This window comes from Pontivivens nitratireducens (genome assembly GCF_014235845.1).
GTDB lineage: Bacteria > Pseudomonadota > Alphaproteobacteria > Rhodobacterales > Rhodobacteraceae > Pontivivens > Pontivivens nitratireducens.
In genome coordinates, this window is sequence record NZ_JACJUQ010000002.1 from 22,710 (window position 1) to 44,373 (window position 21,664).

17 protein-coding genes and 1 other RNA gene are annotated in these 21,664 nt (G+C 64.7%); 11 read left to right on the top strand and 7 right to left on the bottom strand.

Going from position 1 to position 21,664, the window contains the following annotated elements; genetic code table 11:
• Positions 1 to 8: 8 nt before the first annotated feature.
• The 3 genes from H1S03_RS02930 to H1S03_RS02940 are packed head-to-tail and all read right to left on the bottom strand — an operon-like array spanning position 9 to position 3,072.
• Positions 9 to 1,058, bottom strand: a complete 1,050-nt coding sequence (locus H1S03_RS02930; protein WP_249777790.1) for an ABC transporter substrate-binding protein — start codon at positions 1,056 to 1,058, stop codon at positions 9 to 11.
• Positions 1,028 to 2,353, bottom strand: a complete 1,326-nt coding sequence (locus tag H1S03_RS02935; RefSeq protein ID WP_185803335.1) for a sensor histidine kinase — start codon at positions 2,351 to 2,353, stop codon at positions 1,028 to 1,030. The genes H1S03_RS02930 and H1S03_RS02935 overlap by 31 nt, the downstream gene beginning before the upstream one ends.
• A 53-nt stretch (positions 2,354 to 2,406) precedes the next feature.
• Complete coding sequence (locus tag H1S03_RS02940) at positions 2,407 to 3,072, bottom strand: response regulator transcription factor (protein WP_185803095.1); 666 nt, start codon at positions 3,070 to 3,072, stop codon at positions 2,407 to 2,409.
• A gap of 99 nt (positions 3,073 to 3,171) precedes the next feature.
• Between H1S03_RS02940 and H1S03_RS02945 the strand changes: the two genes are divergently transcribed.
• From H1S03_RS02945 to H1S03_RS02965, 5 genes are read left to right on the top strand one after another with little or no spacing between them, the layout of a single operon-like run.
• Positions 3,172 to 4,140, top strand: a complete 969-nt coding sequence (locus tag H1S03_RS02945; RefSeq protein ID WP_185803096.1) for a Bug family tripartite tricarboxylate transporter substrate binding protein — start codon at positions 3,172 to 3,174, stop codon at positions 4,138 to 4,140.
• Positions 4,140 to 4,577: a tripartite tricarboxylate transporter TctB family protein gene (locus tag H1S03_RS02950; RefSeq protein ID WP_185803097.1), complete on the top strand. Its 438-nt coding sequence runs from the start codon at positions 4,140 to 4,142 to the stop codon at positions 4,575 to 4,577. Before H1S03_RS02945 ends, H1S03_RS02950 begins: the two co-directional genes overlap by 1 nt.
• A 1-nt stretch (position 4,578) precedes the next feature.
• A complete protein-coding gene (locus tag H1S03_RS02955) occupies positions 4,579 to 6,084 on the top strand; it encodes a tripartite tricarboxylate transporter permease (protein WP_166192760.1) in 1,506 nt (501 codons plus the stop codon).
• Positions 6,084 to 7,430: an acyclic terpene utilization AtuA family protein gene (locus H1S03_RS02960; RefSeq protein WP_249777791.1), complete on the top strand. Its 1,347-nt coding sequence runs from the start codon at positions 6,084 to 6,086 to the stop codon at positions 7,428 to 7,430. Before H1S03_RS02955 ends, H1S03_RS02960 begins: the two co-directional genes overlap by 1 nt.
• Positions 7,427 to 7,726, top strand: coding sequence for a DUF4387 family protein (locus H1S03_RS02965; RefSeq protein ID WP_166192757.1), 300 nt, complete (start codon positions 7,427 to 7,429; stop codon positions 7,724 to 7,726). Before H1S03_RS02960 ends, H1S03_RS02965 begins: the two co-directional genes overlap by 4 nt.
• Positions 7,727 to 7,776: 50 nt before the next feature.
• Here the strand turns inward: H1S03_RS02965 and H1S03_RS02970 are convergent, their stop codons facing one another.
• The 4 genes from H1S03_RS02970 to H1S03_RS02985 form a co-directional block, all read right to left on the bottom strand.
• Positions 7,777 to 9,735 (bottom strand): DEAD/DEAH box helicase, encoded by a 1,959-nt coding sequence (locus tag H1S03_RS02970; RefSeq protein WP_221892576.1) that lies wholly within the window; start codon positions 9,733 to 9,735, stop codon positions 7,777 to 7,779.
• 212 nt (positions 9,736 to 9,947) lie between these two features.
• Positions 9,948 to 10,397 carry a Cu(I)-responsive transcriptional regulator gene (cueR, locus tag H1S03_RS02975; protein WP_185803098.1) on the bottom strand — a complete coding sequence of 150 codons (450 nt, stop codon included), beginning with the start codon at positions 10,395 to 10,397 and terminating at the stop codon, positions 9,948 to 9,950.
• The gene (locus H1S03_RS02980) at positions 10,394 to 12,781 is read right to left on the bottom strand and encodes a heavy metal translocating P-type ATPase (protein ID WP_185803099.1); all 2,388 of its coding nucleotides are present in this window, start codon (positions 12,779 to 12,781) and stop codon (positions 10,394 to 10,396) included. The genes cueR and H1S03_RS02980 overlap by 4 nt, the downstream gene beginning before the upstream one ends.
• A 124-nt stretch (positions 12,782 to 12,905) precedes the next feature.
• Positions 12,906 to 13,364, bottom strand: a complete 459-nt coding sequence (locus H1S03_RS02985; RefSeq protein ID WP_221892577.1) for an Lrp/AsnC family transcriptional regulator — start codon at positions 13,362 to 13,364, stop codon at positions 12,906 to 12,908.
• Between the two features lie 133 nt (positions 13,365 to 13,497).
• Between H1S03_RS02985 and putA the strand changes: the two genes are divergently transcribed.
• The 6 genes from putA (at position 13,498) to H1S03_RS03015 (ending at position 21,623) form a co-directional block, all read left to right on the top strand.
• Positions 13,498 to 16,983, top strand: coding sequence for a bifunctional proline dehydrogenase/L-glutamate gamma-semialdehyde dehydrogenase PutA (gene putA / locus H1S03_RS02990; protein WP_185803101.1), 3,486 nt, complete (start codon positions 13,498 to 13,500; stop codon positions 16,981 to 16,983).
• A gap of 127 nt (positions 16,984 to 17,110) precedes the next feature.
• An RNA gene (gene rnpB / locus H1S03_RS02995) (RNase P RNA component class A) lies at positions 17,111 to 17,488 on the top strand.
• Positions 17,489 to 17,960: 472 nt separating this feature from the next.
• Positions 17,961 to 18,467, top strand: a complete 507-nt coding sequence (locus tag H1S03_RS03000) for a division/cell wall cluster transcriptional repressor MraZ (RefSeq protein WP_166192739.1) — start codon at positions 17,961 to 17,963, stop codon at positions 18,465 to 18,467.
• Entirely contained in the window at positions 18,464 to 19,468 is a 1,005-nt protein-coding gene (gene rsmH / locus H1S03_RS03005; protein WP_185803102.1) for a 16S rRNA (cytosine(1402)-N(4))-methyltransferase RsmH, read from the top strand. The genes H1S03_RS03000 and rsmH overlap by 4 nt, the downstream gene beginning before the upstream one ends.
• The gene (gene ftsL, locus H1S03_RS03010) at positions 19,465 to 19,842 is read left to right on the top strand and encodes a cell division protein FtsL (RefSeq protein ID WP_166192734.1); all 378 of its coding nucleotides are present in this window, start codon (positions 19,465 to 19,467) and stop codon (positions 19,840 to 19,842) included. The genes rsmH and ftsL overlap by 4 nt, the downstream gene beginning before the upstream one ends.
• A complete protein-coding gene (locus H1S03_RS03015; RefSeq protein ID WP_185803103.1) occupies positions 19,839 to 21,623 on the top strand; it encodes a peptidoglycan D,D-transpeptidase FtsI family protein in 1,785 nt (594 codons plus the stop codon). Before ftsL ends, H1S03_RS03015 begins: the two co-directional genes overlap by 4 nt.
• Positions 21,624 to 21,664: the final 41 nt, after the last annotated feature.

The following is a 21,664-nucleotide window of genomic DNA, read 5'->3' on the forward strand; positions in this document are numbered from 1 at the left end:
GGCGCTGTTCAATCTTGCAGCAGAGAATCCTCCCAGTTGCGCAGGAACGCCCCCCGCTTTAGCTGATCGAGAAAGACCAGCAGACCGGGGCCGAAACGGATCGGGCGCAGGGCGGTATTTGCCTGAAAGCTATCGGGTGCGATTGCCGGCAGTTCCGAGAGCGCGACAAGATCGGGGCGCGTGCCCAGCCGGGTCAGGAAATCGACCATGGTCTGCGCGTCGTCGATGTTTTCGGCGGTTTGCGGGATCAGCGCAGTGCGCAGCATGACGTTGACGTAATCGCCAAACTGAACGATCCTAAACCCGTCCGTCATGGCCAGCCGCGATTGCGCGTAGCTGCCCAGAACGTTGTAGGCCAGCGCCAGATGGCCGGTGGCGACATCGCGGATCATCTCACCCGAGCAGCAGTACAATTGCGCGTCCAGTCGTCCCATCACCTCCATCAATCGCCAGTAGGACTCACTGTTGCGACTGTCCTGCGTGGCCATCATATAGCCAAAGCCCGACCGGCGGACATCGTAGGTGCCGATGCGACCGCGAAACCGTTCCGGGCTTTCGCGCAACAACGCGATCAGGGCGTCGCGGCTGTCAGGGGGCTGTTGCCCTTCGAAGAACGCATCCGACACGATGACCACGGCGGGTTCCTGTGTGAAGGCGAAAATCTGATCGCGCCAACGTGCCCAATCGGGCAATGCCTCCGTCGCGGGGGAGGTATAGGTCCGCGCGAAGCCGTCATTCGCCAGTTTCGTCTGCAAATCCATGGCGGAGGAGATCGCCAGATCGAAGGATGCGCCTTCCTCATAAAGCGCCTGCATCAGGTCGGCAGTTTCTGTCACGGTATAATCGACGCTGACACCGGGATTGTCCGCCTGGAATGCTGCCAGAATCGGATCGAACACGTCCAGATCGGCGGTGGAGATTACCCGCAGGACGGAGGTTTCGCCCTGCGCGGGATATATCCTGCGCTCCTGTATCTCATAGCTCGCGACCGGCGTCGCCATCAGCGCGGCGGCGATCAGGCCCGCGATCAGATTCTGGGCAGTATGAGCGAGATACATGCACCGACCCCCGTCTGGTTTGTGACGATCTCTAGCCGCCCCCCATGGGCGCGCGTGACCTCATCCGCGATGGTCAATCCGAGACCGGAACCGACGATGTCCCCGACATTGGCGCCACGGGTGTAACGGGTCTTGAGCCGGGTCAGATCGGCATCGCCGAAGCCGCGCCCCTCGTCCTGAATCGACACTTTCAGATCGAAGCCCTGTTCGACCCGCACGACGATCCGGCTGTCCTCGGGCGAATATTTGATCGCATTGTCGAGCAGGTTTTGCAAAGCCGCCTGCAGCAGGATGCCGTCCCCCCGCGCGGGGATCGGTTCGTCCGGCAGATCGCGCACGATCTGGATATCCTTCAGGTCGGCGGTCGCCCCCAACCTGTCGCAGACCTCACCTATCAACGCACACATGTCCAGCCTATCGCCAGCCAGCGTATCGGTGCGAAACTTGACCATCGCGTGATCCAGCATCTGCCCGGCGGAGCGGGCGCTTTCGTCGATGGCGCGAATCATTTCCCTCATGGCGCGCCGATGTTCGGGCTTGTTGAGCTTGCGATGCGTGATTTCCGCCTGCGCGCGTACCGTCGCCAGCGGAGTGCGGACCCGGTGAGCCGCCTCGGCGATGAAATCCTCGTTGCGCAACAGCGATGCACGCAGACGCGCCATGAAGGAATTGAGCGCGTTCACCAGAGGCATCAGTTCGGCCGGAGTATCCGCCGTGACGGGCCGCAGGTCATGGGGGCCGCGCCGCGCTACCGCTCCGGTCAGGCGCTCGATCGGGGCCAGTGCGGCGGATGCGGCCCACAGGCTCAACCCCGTGGCCACCAGAAAAAACCCGGCCCCGACCCCCATCGCCGTGGTGGTGATCGTGCGTGAGGTCTGCTCCAGCCCCAGCCGGGTCTGTGCGACGGTGACGATGATGTCGCGCGCGGACGTGCCCGTTCCCACGGGGCGCACGACGGACACCGCGCGCACCTGATCGCCGCGATAATCGAACGTGGCGAAGGCGGGCTGCCCCCGTTGCGGCGTGCGATCCGGCAGCGGCAGATCGTCATAGCCTGTCAGCGTGCCGTCACCGGTAAAGACACGGTAGAATACGCGATCCTCGCTCAACGTGCCCAGCATCGACAGCGCCGAATAGGGCAGGTCGAGCATCACGTTGCTGCCCTCGGAACGAAGCGAATCCGCGATCGCGGTGGCGGAGGCGGACAGAATGTCGTCCTGCGTGCTCTCGGCAGCCTGTTCCGCCACACTGCGCACGATCACGAAAAAGGCCACCGACAGGATTGCCGCCACCATGGCGAGTTGAAAAAAGAGCCTTTGCCGGATCGAACCGGTGACGGTTGGAGCCCTCACACAGGGACCATCCGGTAGCCGAGGCCGCGAACCGTCTCGATCCGGGTGTCGGAACCGTCCAGCCGCTTGCGAAGACGCGCGACATAAACCTCGATCGCGTTTTCCGAAGCCTCGTCCGAGAGGGAGAACATCCGGTCGAGCAGGTGGGACTTTGAAAACACATGGCCCGGCGCCTTGAAGAACACTTCGAGCAAGCGCAGCTCACGATTGCGCAGGGCGATGGTCTGCCCGTCGAACGACAGTTCGGCGGTGGTGCAGTCCAGGGTCGTGCCGCCAATGCTGATCCGGTTGTCGGTCGCGCGGCCCTGACGGCGCATCACGGCGCGGCACCGGGCCTCCAGTTCGGAAAAATCGAACGGCTTGGTGATGTAATCGTCCGCGCCGAGGTCCAGCAGGCTGACCCGATCCGACACGGCGGAGCGCGCGGTGATGACGATCACGGGGCAGCGGTCGCTGACGTTCTGCTGGCTTTTCAGCAGAGCCCGCCCGTCGCCGTCGGGCAGCATGATGTCGAGCAGCATCAGATCGTATTGCGCCACATCCAGGCAGGCCTGCGCCGCGTCCAGCGTTCCCGCATGATCCACCGCATGACCGTCGAGGCGCAACCGCTCGACTATGGCGCTGGCCAGCTTTGCATTATCCTCGATCAGCAAGAATCGCATGGTTCACTTTTTTGGCCAGCGTGACAGGTTGGTGTCAGGTTGAAGGGGTCTCAGTCCAGCATTGGCATTCTTATAAGCCAAGTCAAATGGGAGGATCACATGACAAACCGTCTGTTCAAGGCGTTCGTTGCGAGTGCCGTTCTGGGATTCGCAGCCCCCGTTGCCGCCACGGCGGCGGAGTGCATTGCACCCGCAAACCCCGGCGGCGGCTGGGATTTCACATGCCGTCAGATCGGCAAGATCATGTTCGATATCGGCGCGGTCGATCAGCCGGTGCAGGTCACCAACATGGCCGGGGCCGGCGGTGGTCTGGCCTATAGCCACGTGGTGAACGAGCGGAACGACGATGCCGATGTCATCATCGCGGCATCCTCTGCCACCACGACACGTCTGGCGCAAAACGCCTATGCCGGTGCCACGGCCGATCAGGTTCGTTTCGTCGGGGCCATCGGTGCCGATCCGGGTGTGATCGTCGTCGCCGCCGACAGTGAGTATCAGACGCTGGACGATCTGGTTTCCGCAATTCAGGCCGATCCCGGCTCCGTCGCGTTTGCCGGTGGGTCTGCCGTGGGTGGCTTTGACCATCTCAAGCCTCTGATGATCCTTCAGCGCGCCGGATTCGACGACATCCGCGCCGTGAAATATATCGGTGTGGACGGTGGCGCGGATGCGATCACCCAGACGGTCGGCGGTTTCACGCAGGCCATGACCGGCGATATGTCCGAAATCGTCGGCTTCCTTCAAACAGACGAGATCCGCGTGCTGGCCGTCCTGACCGAGGAACGCGTGCCCGGCTTCGAGGATATCCCGACCGCGCGTGAGCAGGGCTACGATGTCGTCGCCGTCAACTGGCGCGGGCTGTACGTGCCGCGCGGTATCTCGGATGAGGAATTCGCAAGCTGGGCCGACAAGCTTCAGCAAGTGGCGGATTCGGATGAGTGGGTCGAGGCGATGGCCGCGAACGGACTGGCGCCGTTCACCATGGTGGGCGATCAGTTCCAGTCCTATGTCGATGGCCTGGTGGTTGAGATCAACACGCTCAGCCGGGAAATCGGAGTGATCCAGTAATGGCCTCAGACCGTATTTTCGGTCTGGTGGCACTCTTCGTGGCGCTCGCCTATATCGCGAGCGCCACACAGATCCAGACCAGTTTCCTGGCAGATCCCGTCGGTCCCAGAGCCTTCCCCATTCTGGTGGGTGCGGTCGCGGCGTTGAGCGCGCTGGCCATGATCGTGCGCCCCGATCCCGATCCGGCATGGCCGACAGGTCGCACATGGGTTTCGCTGGTCGTCGCGGTGCTGGTTCTGGTCGGCTATGCCTATACGCTCAAACCCCTCGGCTTCATCGTGCCCACCGCCATCGCGGCTGGCGTGTTGAGCTATCAGCTATCGCCCCGGCCCGTTGCGGCCGCCGTTACCGGTGTCGCCCTGTCGGTCGGGCTGTTCGTCCTGTTTCGCTATGCGCTGGGTCTCGGCCTGATTCCGCTGCCGAAGGGATTGTTCTGACATGGACATTCTTGCCAACCTTGCGCTCGGCTTCTCGGTCGCACTGACGCCTTACACGCTGATGCTGGCGGTTATCGGCTGTTTTCTGGGCACGATCATTGGTGCCCTGCCAGGGCTGGGCCCGTCGAACGGTGTGGCGATCCTGATTCCAATCACCTTCACGCTGGGCCTGGACGCGACGCAGGCGCTGGTGCTGATGACGGCGGTCTACTATGGCGCGATGTACGGGGGGCGGATCAGCTCGATCCTGCTCAACATTCCGGGCGACGAGCCTGCGCTGATGACCACGCTGGACGGCTATCCCATGGCCAAGGCGGGCAGGGCGGGCGATGCGCTGGTCCTGTCGGGCGTCGCCTCCTTCGTCGGAGCGCTGCTGGCGACCATCGGCCTGATGCTGCTGGCCCCGATGCTGGCCCGCGTGGCCTATCTGTTCGGGCCATCCGAATATTTCGCGCTGTATCTGCTGGCGTTCTGCACGCTGGGGGGTATGGCATCGAACAATCAGGCCAAGGCTGCGCTGGCCTCCTGCATCGGTCTGGGCATCGCGATGATCGGCGTGGACAACAATTCGGGCCTGCCGCGCCTGACGGGGGGCAATCTGCATCTGATGGACGGGATCGACTTCCTCGTCGCCATCGTGGGTCTGTTCGCCATTGCCGAGGTCTTCTTTTTTATCGAGAGCCACGGCAAGGGATCGTCCATCGGGGTGAAGCTGGAAAAGGTCCGCATCCCGTGGAAGGACATTCGTGAAACGACGCCGACCATGCTGCGATCCTCGGGTGTGGGCTTCATCGCGGGTATCCTGCCGGGGGCGGGCGCATCGCTGGGATCGTTCCTGACCTACATGGTCGAGAAATCCATCGCCGGACCCAAGGGCGGGTTCGGAACCGGCGTGGCCAAGGGCGTCGCCGCCCCCGAGGCAGGCAACAACGCCGCCGCAGGCGGGGCGCTGGTGCCGATGCTGACGCTGGGCGTTCCGGGGTCGGGCACGACTGCGGTGCTTCTGGCGCTGCTGATGACGCTGAACATCACACCCGGCCCGACCCTGTTCACGGACCGGCCGGAGGTCGTCTGGGGCCTCATCGCCTCCTTGCTGATCGCCAATTTCGTGCTGTTGCTGATGAACGTGCCGATGGTGAAGATCTTCGTGAAGATCCTGATGGTCCCGGCCTGGGTGCTGCTGCCGGGGGTGACGATGATCTCGTTCGTCGGAATATACTCGCTGTCCGGCAGCTATTTCGACCTGCTGCTGATGATCGGGTTCGGGGGGCTGGGATATATCCTGCGCAAGCTTGATATCCCGACGGTTCCGGTGATCCTGGGCATCCTGCTGGGCGGAAACATGGAAAATGCGCTGCGCCGGGCGATGGTCCTGTCCGACGGCGACATGACGTATCTGTTCTCCAGCCCGATCTCGATCGGGTTGTGGGTCGCGGCAATCGCGGGGTTCATCGCGCCGATGTTCCTGCGCGGCGTGCTGCGCAAACCGCAGGCGGTGACGGACTGATGGTGCGTGTTCTCATACCATCCGGCGCGCTGGGTCTGGGCTATGACCGGGCGGCCCTCGCACGTGGGATTGCGATGCGGCCCGACATCATCGCGATCGACGGCGGCTCCACTGACAGCGGTCCGCATTATCTGGGCACGGGCACGTCGAAATATTCGCGCAATTCCACAAAGGCGGAGTGGCGCGAATTGATGGCCGCACGTGCCGAGGCCGGGGCGCCGCTGGTGATCGGAACCGCCGGAACCTGCGGTGCGGACGACGCGGTGGACTGGCTGGTCGATATAACGCGGGAGATCGCTGCCGAAACAGACAGCAAGCTGAAGATCGCCGTGCTCAAGAGCGGTCAGGATGCGGAAATTCTCAAATCGGCGCTGAAGGCGGGACGCATCGCGCCCCTGCCGCCCGCTTCCGCTCTCGACGCGGATGTGCTGGATGCCTGCACCAATATCGTCGCACTGGCGGGGGCGGAGCAGATCGCCGCCGCTTTGCAGACCGGCGCGGATATCGTCATTGCGGGGCGCACGACGGACACGGCGATCATCGCGGCATTGCCCTTGCAACGGGGCTGCCATCCCGGTGGCGCGTGGCACGGGGCCAAGATCGGGGAGTGTGGCGCGCTGGCGACCACCCATCCCAATTCCGGCACGATCCTGATAGATTTCGACGAAACCGGCTTTACCATGCAGCCGATGGGCGAAGGGGTGCGCGCCACGCCGCACACCGTGTCCGCCCACATGCTGTATGAGAACAGCGATCCGATCCGACTGTTTGAGCCGGGCGGATATCTCGACGTCAGCGATGCCGTCTATACCGCGTGTGACGACCGATCCGTCCGGGTCGAGGGCAGCGCCTGGGTTCCCGGTCCCTATACCGTGAAGCTGGAGGGCGCGTGTCGCAGTGGGTTCCAGACGGTCAGTATCGCGCTGATCCGCGATCCCCGATATGTCGCGAATATCCGCAGTTGGTGCGACGACATCGTGGTCAAGTGCACAGCAAAGGCGAAGGCCCGCGTAGAAGGCGATTTCGGCATTGAGCTGCGCATTATCGGCCTGGATTCCACGCTCGGTCCGCTCGACACTGCGGCAAAATCCGGGACGGAGGTCGGAGTGATGGGCATCGTCACCGCCGGAACCGAGGCACTGTCGATGGAAGTCGCCAAGATGCTGAACCCCTACCTGTTGCACCACCCGCTGAGCGAGGATGAGGAAATGCCGACCTTCGCCTTTCCGTTCTCACCGCCCGAAATGCCGCGCGGCGCGATACATGAGTTCTGCCTGAACCACATACTGTCGCTGGACGATCCGATGGAAGCCTTCCATCTGGACGTCATCGAGGTGGGCGCATGAGCACGGTCGGGGACATCGCTCACAAGGTCCGGTCGAAGAATGCCGGCCCGTTCTGGCTGACTGTGGATGTGTTCTGCGGCACGCCCGATGCCTTTGCCCGGATCAGTCAGGGGTTGGACAGTGCGGATGTGGCGGCAGCCTTGCAGGTCGATCCCGGGGTTCTGAAACGTTTCGATCTGGCAAATCTGAACGTCGTCAAGTTCAGCGCGCCGCGCCCGGCCATTCAGGGTACGCGTGCGGATCGCGACATGCACGGCGCGTCCTTTGCGGTGCTGATCGCGGAATTGCCGCTTTGACAGTTTGAGCAAGCCGCCCCTGCACAGAAGTGAGGGGGCGGCGTCACGATTCAGCGCTTGTCGCGCTTCTTGAAGCCGGGACCGCCTGCGCGGAATTTTGCTCCGGGGCGGCCGGGGGGCTTGCCCTCGGCGGCGGCAGCGGCAGCGCGGGCCTTGTTTTTCTTGGAGTTAGGTTTTCCGACCGGGGTGCCGCTCGGCTTTGCGGGCTTGCTGCCACGCGCGGCCTCGGCCCGGCGGCGTTCCTCGGGTTTCGGCTTGCGCTGGCGCGGGGCGGGGGCGTCGTTCCAGTCGGTCGGCTTGGCATCCACGGCGACCTGCGGTTCCTCGCGGGGGGCACGCTCCGCACGGGGGGCACTTTCCGTCCGGGGGGCGTCAGGGTCGTATTTCGGGCGGGGGGGACGCGGCGCACGTTGCGGGCGGGCGCCCAGATCCGGGGCGCCGTCCAGCTTCGAGACCTTGGTCCCGCCCTCGACCGTCATGCCGGATCCCAGAGCGTTCATGAATTTCGAAACGCTGGATTGGCGCACCTCGACATAGGACTGGTCCTGCTGGATGCGGATCGCACCGATATCGTTCTTGGTCAGATCGCCCGCCTTGCACAGCATCGGCAACAGGCGGCGCGGCTCGGCCCCGGCGGCACGACCGCCCGCAATGGCGAACCAGGTGCTGGGGCCGAAGGCCTCACGCGGTTGACGTGGCGCGTCGATGCCCGCCGCGCTCAGTTCCTCGGGCGCGGACTGCCGTTCGCGGTACAGGCGCAGATAGGCGGCCGCGATCTGATCGGGATCGTAGCTGGAGGTCAGGGTCGCGACCATCTCCGCCTCGTTTTCCTGGATCGGTTCGCGCCATGCGTCGGAGCCCAGCATCCGCTCCTCATCCTTGGCGATCACGGCCTCGGCGGAGGGGGCCTCACCCCACTGGGCGTTCAGGCGGGCGAATTTCAGGATACGCTCGGCCTTGCGGCGATCCTTGGGGGTGACGATCAGGGCGCTGGTGCCCTTGCGCCCGGCGCGACCCGTCCGGCCCGACCTGTGCAGCAACGTCTCATGGTTCGAGGGCAGTTCGGCGTGCACGACCAGTTCCAGATTGGGCAGGTCGATGCCGCGTGCGGCCACGTCCGTCGCCACACAGACCTTTGCCCGCCCGTCACGCATCGCCTGCAAGGCATGGCTGCGCTCATTCTGCGACAACTCACCCGACAGGGATACGACGGAAAAACCACGATTGGACAGGCGCGTCGTCAGGCGGTTCACCACGACGCGGGTGTTGGCAAAGACGATGGCGCTGGGCGCCTCGTAATAGCGCAGCACGTTGATGACGGCGTTTTCCGCATCGCGCTGACCCACGCTCATCGCGTGATAGGTGATGTCGGCGTGCTGCGAACGTTCGGCCAGCGTGGTGACGCGCACCGCGTCCTTCTGATAGCGCTTGGCCAGCTCACCGATCGCCTTGGGCACGGTGGCGGAGAACATCAGCGTGCGGCGATCCTCGGGGGCGTGCTCCAGAATGAACTCCAGATCGTCGCGGAAGCCGAGGTCGAGCATCTCGTCTGCCTCATCCATCACCACGGCACGCGCCGCGCTCAGATCAATGGAGCCGCGCTGGATGTGGTCGCGCAGACGTCCCGGCGTGGCGACGACGATATGCGCACCACGCGACAGGGCGCGACGCTCATCGCGCATGTCCATGCCGCCGACGCAGGACGCCATAACCACGTTGGCCTTCTCGTACACCCAGGCCAACTCACGCTTGACCTGCAAGGCCAGCTCGCGGGTCGGGGCGATGATCAGGGCCAGCGGGGCCTGCGCCTGATCGAAGGTTTCAGCCTCGCCCAGTAGGGTCGGGGCAAGGGCGAGCGCGAAGCCCACCGTCTTTCCCGATCCGGTCTGGGCGGAGACGAGCAGATCCGCGCCCTCCAGCTCGGGTTTGGTCACGGCCTCCTGAACGGGGGTCAAATCTGTATAGCCGCGCTGTTCCAGCGCATCGGCAAGAGCTTGTTTCACGAGCATTCTCTCAATTTTATCGACGCAGAGGTCGGGATGAAGGCGGGGCGTCAGCCCCTCACGCTTTCACCCGGACGCCGCACCCCAGAGAGCAGCTTGGACAGGCAAAACGATACCAAAGCAGGTGCACTATGCGCTCAGGCCGCGCTTGTCGAGAGGGCGTGCCCCCGATTACGTGACGTGCCCGGCAATTTCACCTGCGTTGTCGGACGGGGAGTTCAAGCTTTGACGCGGGGCGGCCGGGGTGGTGACGCCTGCGATGCAGCGTCCGGGCCCCGGCGGTCCGGCTGTGCCAGATCGGTCAGAATCGGGCAGTCGGACCTGTCGTCCCCCGCGCATTCCGTCACCAGAACGGAGAGGGTGTCGCGCATTGCCGTCAAATCCGCGATCTTTTCCTCGATGTGTTCCAGATGCTCCAGGGCGAGGGCGCGCACGTCTGCGCTCGCCCTGCTCTTGTTCTGCCACAGTGCCAGCAGGGTGCGGCACTGCTCGATCGTGAATCCCAGCGCCCGTGCCCGCGCCACGAAGGCCAGGTTGTGCAAGTCCACCGTGGCGAACCGACGGTATCCGTTTTGATCGCGTGCGGGTTTGACCAGCCCGATTTCCTCGTAATAGCGCAAGGTCTTGGCAGGCAGTCCTGTCGCCTCGGCGGCTTGTCCGATGTTCATCGCACCCCTCCCACACGCCGCAGGCGCAACGCGTTTGTCACGACGAACACACTGGACAGCGCCATCGCACCCGCCGCCAGAGCTGGTGACAGCAATACGCCCGCCAGCGGATAAAACACACCCGCCGCCACCGGGATCAGCAGGGCGTTGTAGCCGAAGGCCCAGCCAAGGTTCTGGCGGATGTTGCGCAAGGTCCGTTCGCTCAGATGCAGCGCATCCCGCACCCCGCGCGGATCGCCGGACATCAGGACGACATCCGCGCTTTCCATCGCGATATCGGTGCCGGAACCCAGTGCGATGCCCACATCCGCCACGGCGAGGGCGGGGGCGTCGTTGATGCCGTCGCCGACGAAGGCCACGCGGGCGTTCATGTCGCGCAACACCGCCACCTTGTCATCCGGCATCAGACCGGCGTGAACCTCCTCTATGCCCAGCTGCGCGGCGACGGCCTGTCCGGTGACGGGATTGTCGCCGGTCAGCAGGGCGACCCGCAGACCATCTTTTCGCAGACCCTCGACCGTGGCGCGGGCGGTTTCCTTGACCGGGTCCGCGATGCCGAGCGCGGCGACCAGAACCCCGTCCACGGCGGCATAGAGCGGTGTGCGCCCGGCCTGCGCGATCTCGGCGCCCTTTGCCTCGGCCCAACCCAGCGCGATGCCCTGCTGCGCCATAAGGCGATCCGCGCCGACCATAACGGTCCTGCCCGCAACGGTGGCCTGCGCGCCCAGCCCGGTCAGCGCCTGAAATGCCTCCGCCTTAGCCACGGGATCGGCTGCGCGCAGGATCGCGCGGGCCAGGGGATGCTCCGACCCGGCCTCGACACTGGCGACCAGTCCCAGGACCTCCTCACGGGTCCAGCCATCCGCAGTCTCGCAATCCGTCAGTTCCGGGCGGCCCTGTGTCAGGGTGCCGGTCTTGTCGAAGGCCACCACCTCGACCTCTCGCAGGGTTTGCAGCGCGTCGCCCTGGCGAAACAGAACGCCCAGTTCGGCCGCGCGGCCTGTGCCCACCATGATCGAGACCGGCGTCGCCAGGCCCATGGCGCACGGGCAGGCGATGATCAGGACCGCAACCCCGGCCACCAGCGCATGGGCCAGCGAGGGGCCGAAGAGCAACCAGACCACGACGGTCAAGGCCGCGATGCCCATCACCACCGGCACGAACCACAGGGTGATCCGGTTCACCAGCGCCTCGATCGGCAGGCGCGCGGCCTGCGCGTCGGAGACCATGCGCATGATCCCGGCCAGAACCGTATCGCGCCCGACCGCCTGTGCCCGAACCACCAATGCGCCATTGCCGTTGACCGTGCCGCCGGTCACGGCATCCCCGTCGCTCTTGTCCACGGGCATCGGTTCGCCGGTGATCATGCTTTCATCCACATGCGAGTTGCCGCTGGTGACGATGCCATCGACGGCGATGCGCTCCCCCGGTCTGACATGCACCAGATCGCCGGTAACGATGCGGGCGATGTCGCGTTCCTCGACCTTTCCGTCCACCTCGACCCGCGCGGTGCGCGGCTGCAATCCGGCAAGGGCGGAGATCGCGGCCCCGGCACGGCCCTTGGCGCGCGCCTCCATCCAGCGGCCCAGCAGGATCAGCACGACGATGACGGCGGCGGCCTCGAAATAGACCGCGCGGCTGTTTTCCGGCAGCAATCCGGGCGCGAAGGTGGCCACGGTCGAATAGAGCCACGCCGCAGTCGTGCCCAGTGCCACGAGCGAGTTCATGTCCGGCGCGCCCCGCAGCAAGGCGGGCCATCCCAACCGGGCGAAGACCCGCCCCGGCCCGGCCAGCACGGCGGTGGTCAGCACGAACTGGATGATCCAACTGGTCTGAAGGCCGATGCTGCGCTCGATCGCCATGTGAAATGCGGGGATCAGGTGCCCGCCCATCTCCAGGATGAAAACCGGCATCGCCAGAATCGCGGCGATGATGACCTGACGCAGGATCTGCGCCGTCTCGTCCGCCTTCTCCTCGGTATGCAGGTCGTCCGTCGCAATTTCGGCTGTATATCCGGCGTCGCGCACGATGCCGATCAGATCGACCTCACCGACATGGCGCACCTGCGCCGTTTCCGCCGCGAGGTTGACCTTCGCCCCGACGACATAGGGCGATGCCATCAGCGCCTGCTCGATACGCCCCACACAGGATCCGCAATGCATTCCGTTGATGGTCAGCTCCGTCGTGGTCTCCTGCGCGGGATAGCCGGCAGCGGCCAGACCTTCGGTCGTGCCGGCAATATCCGTCGTGGTGATGCTGGCGGTTTTCGTCGCAAGGTTGACGTGCGCATCCTGCACGGATGGCATTTTCGCCAATGCGGCCTCGACCCGGCCGACACAGCCACCGCAGGTCATGTTCTGGATTTGCAGCGTAATGTTGGGCATGGGGAACTCCTTCGCCCTGTCACATAAGGCTTCCAGTGACTGGAGGGTCAAGGGGCAGTTTCCGCGCCACCCCGCATTGCGACGTTTTGCGCAAGCTGACAGGGGCAAGACCGGCGGGTATCCCTCAGAACCCATCGTCCTTGATCGATTCCATCGAAACATGGGTGGAGGTGCTGGCAACGAAGGGCAGAGCGGAGACTTTCTCCCCCAACACTTGCCGATACCCTATGATGTCGCGCGTGCGCACCTTCAACAGATAGTCGAACGCGCCCGCGATCATGTGGCACTGCTCGATCTCGGGGACTTTCAGAACGGCGGCGGCGAAGGCCTTCAGCGCGGTTTCGGTCGTGTCCGTCAGGCGAACCTCGACGAAGGCGACATGCTCCAACCCCATCTTGCCTGGGTCGAGCTGGGCGCGAAATCCCTGGATATATCCATCGGCCTGCAAGCGTTTCATCCGCACCTGACAGGGGCTCTTGGACAGGCCCACATGCCGGGCGAGGTCCGTGACCGCGATCCGCCCGTCCTGCGACAGGATCGTCAGAATCTTCCGGTCGAAAACATCCAGTTGACCGTCATTCATGGATATAACCTCAACTTTCCCGCAAATGGGCCGAAATCTCAGGCGATTTGCTTTCATAAACTGCAAACGCAGGCGAAAAAACTTTCCGAAGGGGGGTAGACTGCAAGTGTAACCTGATCAAGGATTTTCCTCAATGAACGTTGAGAGCACGCCCCGTCTGGACGCCTTGCGCGCCACGATCCGTACCTTGCATGTCGCCCCTGATGAAGCGGCGCTGGACGCTCTGATGCGCGAACAGCCCTTGGACGACAACATGCGGGCCCGAATCGTGACGCGCGCCACCGCGCTGGTCGAGGCGATCCGCACTGACGCGAAACCCGGAGTGATGGAGGTGTTCCTCGCGGAATACGGCCTTTCGACGGACGAAGGCGTGGCCCTGATGTGTCTGGCCGAGGCGCTGCTGCGTGTGCCTGATCCTGAGACTATAGACGCCTTGATCGAGGATAAGATCGCGCCGTCCTCGTGGGGGGAACATCTGGGGAAATCGTCCTCCTCACTGGTCAATGCATCCACCTGGGCGCTGATGCTGACGGGCAAGGTGCTGAAGGAGGATCGCCGCAAGGGCGTTGCCGCAACGCTGCACGGTGCGGTCAAACGGTTGGGTGAGCCGGTGATCCGCACCGCCGTCGGCCGCGCGATGAAGGAACTGGGCCATCAATTCGTACTGGGCCGCACCATTGAGGAGGCGGTGAAGCGTGGCAAACAGCGCCAGTCCGAAGGCTACACCTATTCCTACGACATGCTGGGAGAGGCGGCCCTGACCGCCCGCGACGCCGACAATTTCATGCAAGCCTATCGCGATGCCATCACGAAGCTGGCCCCCTATTGCACCGCCGACGACATCCGCGACAATCCCGGCATCTCGATCAAGCTGTCCGCGCTGCATCCCCGCTACGAGGTGGCGCAGCGGCAGCGGGTGATGACCGAACTGGTCGCGCGCACCACCGATCTGGCGCGACAGGCCCGCGCAGCAGGCATGGGTCTGAACATCGACGCCGAGGAAGCCGACCGCCTCGACATCTCGCTCGACGTGATCCAGGCGGTGCTGTCGGATCCCGAACTGGCCGGGTGGGATGGCTTTGGCGTCGTGGTCCAGGCCTATGGCAAGCGGGCAGCCCCGGTGATCGACTGGCTGTATGCGCTGGCAGAAAATCTGGACCGCAAGATCATGGTCCGTCTGGTCAAGGGCGCCTATTGGGACACGGAGGTCAAGCGCGCACAGGTCGAGGGACGTCCCGGATTTCCGGTCTACACCCGCAAACCCGCCACCGATGTCAGCTACATCTGCGTGGCGCAAAAACTGCTGGGCCTGACCGACCGGATCTATCCGCAATTCGCGACCCATAACGCCCATACGGTCGCCGCCGTGCTGGAAATGGCGCAGCCGGATCAGACGTTCGAGTTTCAGCGCCTGCACGGCATGGGGGCTGCGCTCTATGACATCGTGCTGCGTCAGCCGGGCGCGCGGTGCCGTATCTACGCACCGGTCGGGGCGCATCGCGATCTGCTGGCCTATCTGGTGCGGCGCCTGTTGGAAAACGGCGCGAACTCGTCCTTTGTGAACCAGATCGTCGACGCGGACGTTCCCCCCGCCGTGGTCGCCGCAGATCCCTTCGCGGCATGGCAGGCCGCGCGGACCCAGCCATCGGTGACGGACCCGGCGGATATCTTTCCGGGCCGGGCGAATTCGCGGGGCTTCGATCTGCGCGACCTCACGACGCTCGACGAAATCGAGGCGGCCCGCACGCCCTTTGCAAGCCACAGGTGGCAAGCCGCGCCGATGCTTGCTGTGGCCACCGCGCCGACCGAGGCGGTCGAGCGGGTGAACCCGGCGCGGCCCGACGATATTGTCGGCACGGTGCGCGATGCCAGCTTCGCGGATGTGCAGACGGCAATCGCACATGCGACGATCTGGAACGCCCCCGTGGCCGAGCGCTCAGCTGTCCTGCGGCGCGCCGCCGACCTGATGGAGGACGCATTCGGAGAGATCTTCGCCCTGCTGACCCGTGAAGCGGGCAAGACCCTGATCGACGGTGTCGCGGAACTGCGGGAGGCTGTGGATTTCCTGCGATATTATGCCGGGCAAGCGGGTGAGGGGTTGGCACCTGCGGGTATCTTCGCCTGCATTTCCCCATGGAACTTCCCTTTGGCAATCTTTTGCGGTCAGATCTCCGCCGCGCTGGCTGTCGGCAACGGTGTGCTGGCCAAACCGGCGGAGCAGAGCCCACTGATCGGGGCGCTGGCGGTGCGACTGCTGCATCAGGCCGGTGTGCCCCGCGCGGTGCTGCAATTCCTGCCGGGCGCGGGGTCTGTGGTGGGGGCTGCCCTCAGCTCCGATGCGCGTATCGGCGGCGTCTGCTTCACGGGCTCAACCGCTACGGCGATGCGGATCAACCGCGCAATGGCTGAAGGCATGGCGCCCGACGCCCCACTGATAGCCGAGACAGGCGGCCTGAACGCCATGATCGTGGACTCGACCGCTCTGCCTGAACAGGCGGTGCGCGATATCGTGATGTCCTCGTTTCAGTCGGCAGGGCAGCGATGCTCCGCGCTGCGGGTGCTCTATGTGCAACAGGATGTGGCCCCGGCGTTCCGGAGGATGCTCGAAGGCACGATGGACGAACAGGTCACGGGCGATCCGTGGAACCTGTCCACCGATATCGGCCCCGTGATCGACAACGCCGCACGTCAGAAGATCGAGGCGCATGTGGCCCGGGCCGAGGCCGAGGGCCGCCTGCGCAAGCGTTTGTCGAAGCCGGCATCCGGCACCTTTACCAGCGCCGCCCTGATAGAGGTGTCGGGAATCGAGGCGCTGGAGGAGGAAATCTTCGGTCCCGTTCTGCATGTCGCCACCTTCCATGCGCGCGATCTGGACAAGGTCGTGGATGCGATCAACGCCAGAGGCTACGGCCTGACCTTCGGGATGCACAGCCGCATCGACGACAGGGTGGAGCAGGTCTGCGCCCGGCTGGAGGTCGGCAACATCTACATCAATCGAAACCAGATCGGCGCGATCGTCGGATCGCAGCCGTTCGGGGGGGAGGGGTTGTCGGGCACGGGCCCCAAAGCGGGCGGACCTCACTACCTGCCACGCTTTACCGCCACCGCGAAGGCACGTGAACCGCAGGGGGCGGGCAGGGTTGCCCCCCTCGATGATGTTCAGCGCGCGCTCGACCAGGCCGTCGGACCGAAGGCCGAACTGAAGCAGATTGATCTGCCCGGCCCGACGGGCGAATCGAACCGGCTGTCCACGCTGGGCCGTGGTGTCGTTCTGTGCCTTGGCCCCAGCATCGAAACGGCGCGGGCACAGATGGCCGAGGCGACAAAGTCCGGTTGCCGCGCTGTCATCGTCGCACCCGGCGCGACGGCCGGTGAAGGGATCGACGGCGTTCTGCCGGTCGAGGCGTTGACCCAATTGCGAAACATCGCCGTCGTAGCCTCCGACGTGACAACGGAGCCGCGACGCGCGCTGCGCAAGGCCCTGGCACAACGCTCCGGCCCGATCGTACCGCTGGTCGGCAGCGCCCAGGTGGCGGAGCGGAGCGTGATGGAACGCCATGTCTGCATCGACACCACCGCCGCAGGTGGCAACGCGGCCCTGCTGGCCGAATCCGCCTGACCTGTTCACTTTCACCAAATATCCCCGCCGGAGGCATCATGGCGAAACGCACAAACGGGCGGACCGTCCAGTTTGCCACCGCAAAGTGGTTTGCGTCGTGGCGCGCGCGGCGCTATCAGGATGCCGTGCGGAGGGTTGGATGATCGCGGCGGCAACGTCGAGGAAAGTCCGGACTCCAGAAAGACACGGCGCCGGGTAACGCCCGGCCGGGGTAACCCGAGGGACAGCGCCACAGAGAACAGACCCCCCGGTTGCGGCCGGGGAAGGGTGAAACGGTGGGGTAAGAGCCCACCGCCGGGCTGGTAACAGACCGGGCATGGCAAGCCCCGCCGGGAGCAAGGCCGAATAGGAATCGCGTGGGCCTTCGGGTCCGGGGCTGCTTTCGCCCCGACGATTCGGGTTGGCTGCTTGAGGCCACGTGTAAACGTGTGCCCAGAGGAATGATCATTCAGGGAAGGCCTCAAGCCCTCCTGGACAGAATCCGGCTTATAGACCCTCCGCACATCAGATTCCGGCGCTTGCGGGCACATATGGGCAGACGTGCAATTTTCTCCCACCGATATGGGGCGCGAGACTTCGCTATATGTAGTGGGTGTGCTGGGCGTTTGTCACGACAGGTTGTGCTTCACCTGCTTCGCCTCCGTTTCCGGTAAACTGCGTCCTGCCAGATTGTGCTCAAATCCCATCAAATTTGTTTGTTTCCCATGTCTTCCCATGCTAGAACATTCACAGACGAGAGCAGAACCGGATCGGATCGTTCAAAGAATTCGGCCGGGAGTTGGCAGAACTCATACAGGCAAGCTCTCGTCTGAGACAAAAAGAAGGCACGACAGCAGTATAATAAGGCGCAAACCGAACCAATGCAGCCAATGCGTCGGTAGATCTTCGAGGGACAGTCGGCGGGTGTGCAATCGAGCGGCGCACCCGCCGTTTCTATTAAAGCCCTATACTGTGCGTACTAACAGGGGACAGGTTGCGTGGCGCTGAGGTTTCGTGGAGAATCGACGCATAAGGTGGACGCGAAGGGTCGCGTCTCCGTACCTGCGCCGTTTCGCCGGGTTCTCGAAGGTGTCGAGGGGTGGGCCGAAGGCGCGCCCGTGCCGATGGTCGTGGTCAAGAATCAGGACCGCCGCAAATGTCTCAACGTTTATACCACCGATGAAATGGCCAAGATCGACGACGATGTCGCGGCGCTTCCGCGATTCGCCAAGGAACGTGACGCCCTGTCGGCGCTGCTGGCCGCGGGATCGGACAATCTGACGCTGGACGACAACGGCCGGTTCGGACTGACGGCGGAGATGAAGGCGAAGGCAAACATCACCGATCAGGCGGTTTTCGTCGGCCTCATCGACAGCTTTCAGATCTGGTCGCCAGCCGAATATGCCGCGCACAAGGCGAACATGCTGGAATGGTTGCAGGCCGAACCCGCCCCGGACGATCTGTTCGTCCTGATGCGCGCGGCGCAGCAGAAGTATCTGGCATGACCGGCGCACCACACATACCCGTATTGCTGGATGAGGTCATCGCCGCCGCGTCCCCGGTCGGCGGTGTCTGGCTGGACGGAACCCTGGGCGCGGGGGGATACACCCGCGCATTGCTGGACGCCGGCGCGCAACGGCTCATGGGCGTGGACCGTGATCCGAGGGCGGAGGCGGAGCTGGGCACCTGGACGCAGCCCTATGCCGACCGGTTCACCTTCCTGCCCGGAACCTTCGGGCAACTCGACATATTGGCCCGCGATGCCGGGGCCGACGCGCTGGACGGCGTGGTCTTGGACATCGGCGTTTCCTCGATGCAGATCGACGAGGCGGAGCGGGGCTTCTCGTTTCAAAAGGATGGCCCGCTGGACATGCGCATGGGGCGCAACGGGCTGCGCGCGTTCGATCTGGTGAATGACGCGACCGAGGCGCAATTGGCCGACATCATCTTTCAATATGGTGAGGAACGCGCCTCGCGCCGCATCGCGAAGGCCATCGTCGCGGCCCGGCCGGTCGCGGATTCGACCCTGGCTCTGGCTGAGATCATCAGCAAGGAAGTGCCGCGCGGCAAACCGGGTCAGCCGCACCCCGCGACCCGCACCTTTCAGGCGCTGCGCATCGCCGTGAATGAGGAGCTGGCCGAACTGGTGCGCGGCCTTCTGGCGGCCGAGCGGATGCTGGCACCCGGCGGCACGCTGATCGTCGTGACCTTCCATTCGCTGGAGGATCGGATCGTGAAGCGGTTTCTGGCGGATCGCGCGGGCAAGGGCGGCGGCGGCAGCAGATACGCGCCGGTGCAGCACGTGACGCCCCCCAGTTTCGAGATGATAACGCGCAAGGCCGTGACGGCAGGGCGTGAGGAACTGGAGCGCAACCCGCGCGCCCGTTCCGCCAAACTGCGCGCCGCGCGCCGCACGGTTGCCGCGCCGTTCGCGGCGGATGTGGCGGGCCTCGGCCTGCCGGGGTTGGACCGGACTTTGCTGTCATCCGAAGGAGGGTCGAAATGAAATCTCCGATCTACGTGCTGGCCATCGCTCTGGTCGTCGGGGTGGCGTTCTGGGCCTATCAGGTCAACTACCGCACGAAATCCGCGCTGGAGCAGGTGGCGACCCTGCAAAGGGAGATCGCGGCGGAGCGTGAGGCCATTTCGGTGCTGCGTGTCGAATGGGCCTGGCTGAACCGGCCCGAGCGGCTGGAGGCTCTGGTCGAACTGCACCTTGCCACGCTGGGCTTGATGCCGCTGCACCCGGATCATTTCGGGGAACTGCGCATGGTGGCCTATCCCGTGCATGACATCTTCGTTCCTGCGCCAACGCGGGCCGTGGCCCTGGGTGAGGGGCGTCTGCCCATGACCTTGCAAGAGGCGGGGCTGGCGCAATGATGCGGGTTCCCCTCAGACCGCTGGCACGTGTGATCGCGGCCCGATCGCAAGGGCTGGATCCCGATCTGGCCGAGGCTGAGCGCCGCGCGGCGGTGCTGCGCAATCGTCGGTCCGAGGAGCGGCGCCGTGCCGAATGGCGGCTATGGCTGCTCTGCGCCGTGTTCGTCATGGGGTTTTCCGCCGTGGGCGGCAAGATGGCGCTGATCGCCGCAACCGATCCCGAGGAGCCTGTGCGCGAAATCGCGGGCGATCCGATCCGGGCGCACCGGGCGGATATAGTCGATCGCAACGGCGTCCTGCTGGCGACGAACATGGTGACGAACGCGATCTATGTCGAAACCCGGCAAATGGTGGACAAGGCCGGCGTGGCGCAGGGACTGGCCGCGATCTTTCCCGATCTGAGCGCCGAAACCCTGCTGGAGAAGTTCGAGGGCCCCGGCAATTTCCATTGGATCCGCTCCGAGATCAGCCCCGAGCAGCAACAGGCGGTGTTCGATCTGGGCCAGCCCGGCGTTTACTTTGGCCCGCGTGAGACGCGCGTTTACCCGCAGGGGCAGCGGGCCGGGCATATTCTGGGCGGCTCACGATACGAACGGGAAGGCGCCCGCGCGGCGGAGCTGGAAGGTGTCGCCGGCATCGAATACCAGTATGACGACCGCCTCGGCGATCCGGCGCAGGTCAATACTCCGCTGCAACTGAGCATCGACATGCGTGTTCAGAACGCGGTGCGCGACGTGCTGGCCGCCCAGATGGAGAACTTTACCGCAATCGGTGCCGCCGCCATCGTGATGGATGCACAAAACGGTGAGGTCGTGGCGATGGTCTCGCTTCCCGACTTCGATCCGAACGATCGCCCGGCACCGCGCGGGCCGCAGGGCGATCTGCTGTTTTCGCGGGCGTCGCAGGGCGTGTACGAACTCGGCTCCACGTTCAAGGCGTTCGCGGCCGCCAACGCGATGGAACGCGGAGTGGCCGCCCCCGGCACGATCATCGACACGCGCGGCCCGCTGACCTGGGGCCGGTTTCGCATTCGCGATTTTCACAATTACGGACCGGAACTGTCCCTGACGGAGGTCATGGTCCAATCCTCCAATATCGGGTCCGCCCGGATCGCTCTGGAAACGGGAACGCTGGCACAGCAGGATTTTCTGCGCGAACTGGGCTTCTTCGATGCCTCACCCGTCGAATTGCCCGAGGCGCGCAGCGCAAGGCCGCTGTTGCCGCCGCGCTGGTCCGAATTGAGCACCATGACGATCAGCTACGGGCACGGGCTGGCGGCGACACCGCTGCATCTGGCCTCTGCCTATGCGTCCATCGTGAACGGTGGATTGCGCGTGCGCCCGACGCTGTTGGCAGGGGCACCCGCCCCGACCGAGGAAGACCGCGTGGTCAGCCGCGAAACCTCGCAGGCGCTGAACCAGATGCTACGGGCCGTCGTGTCACGTGGCACGGCCAGCTACGCCGATATCGAAGGCTATCAGGTCGGCGGAAAGACGGGTACGGCGGACAAGCCCATCGCAGGCGGTTATGCCGATGACAAGGTGATCGCCACATTCGCGGGGATGTTTCCCGCTTCCGATCCGCGTTATGTCGTCGTCGTCTCGCTGGATGAGCCGGAGACATTTGCCGCCGGAATGATCCGGCGCACGGCAGGCTGGACGGCGGCACCGACGATGGGAATGCTGGTGACGCGCATCGCACCGATCCTGGGGATGCGACCGACGCCCGAGGTCATCGTTGCGGATCAGGGGACCACCACACTGGCGCGCGTTGCACAGTGACACAACTTGCCTTGCGCGTTGCCTGTCGGGGATGGCGCAGG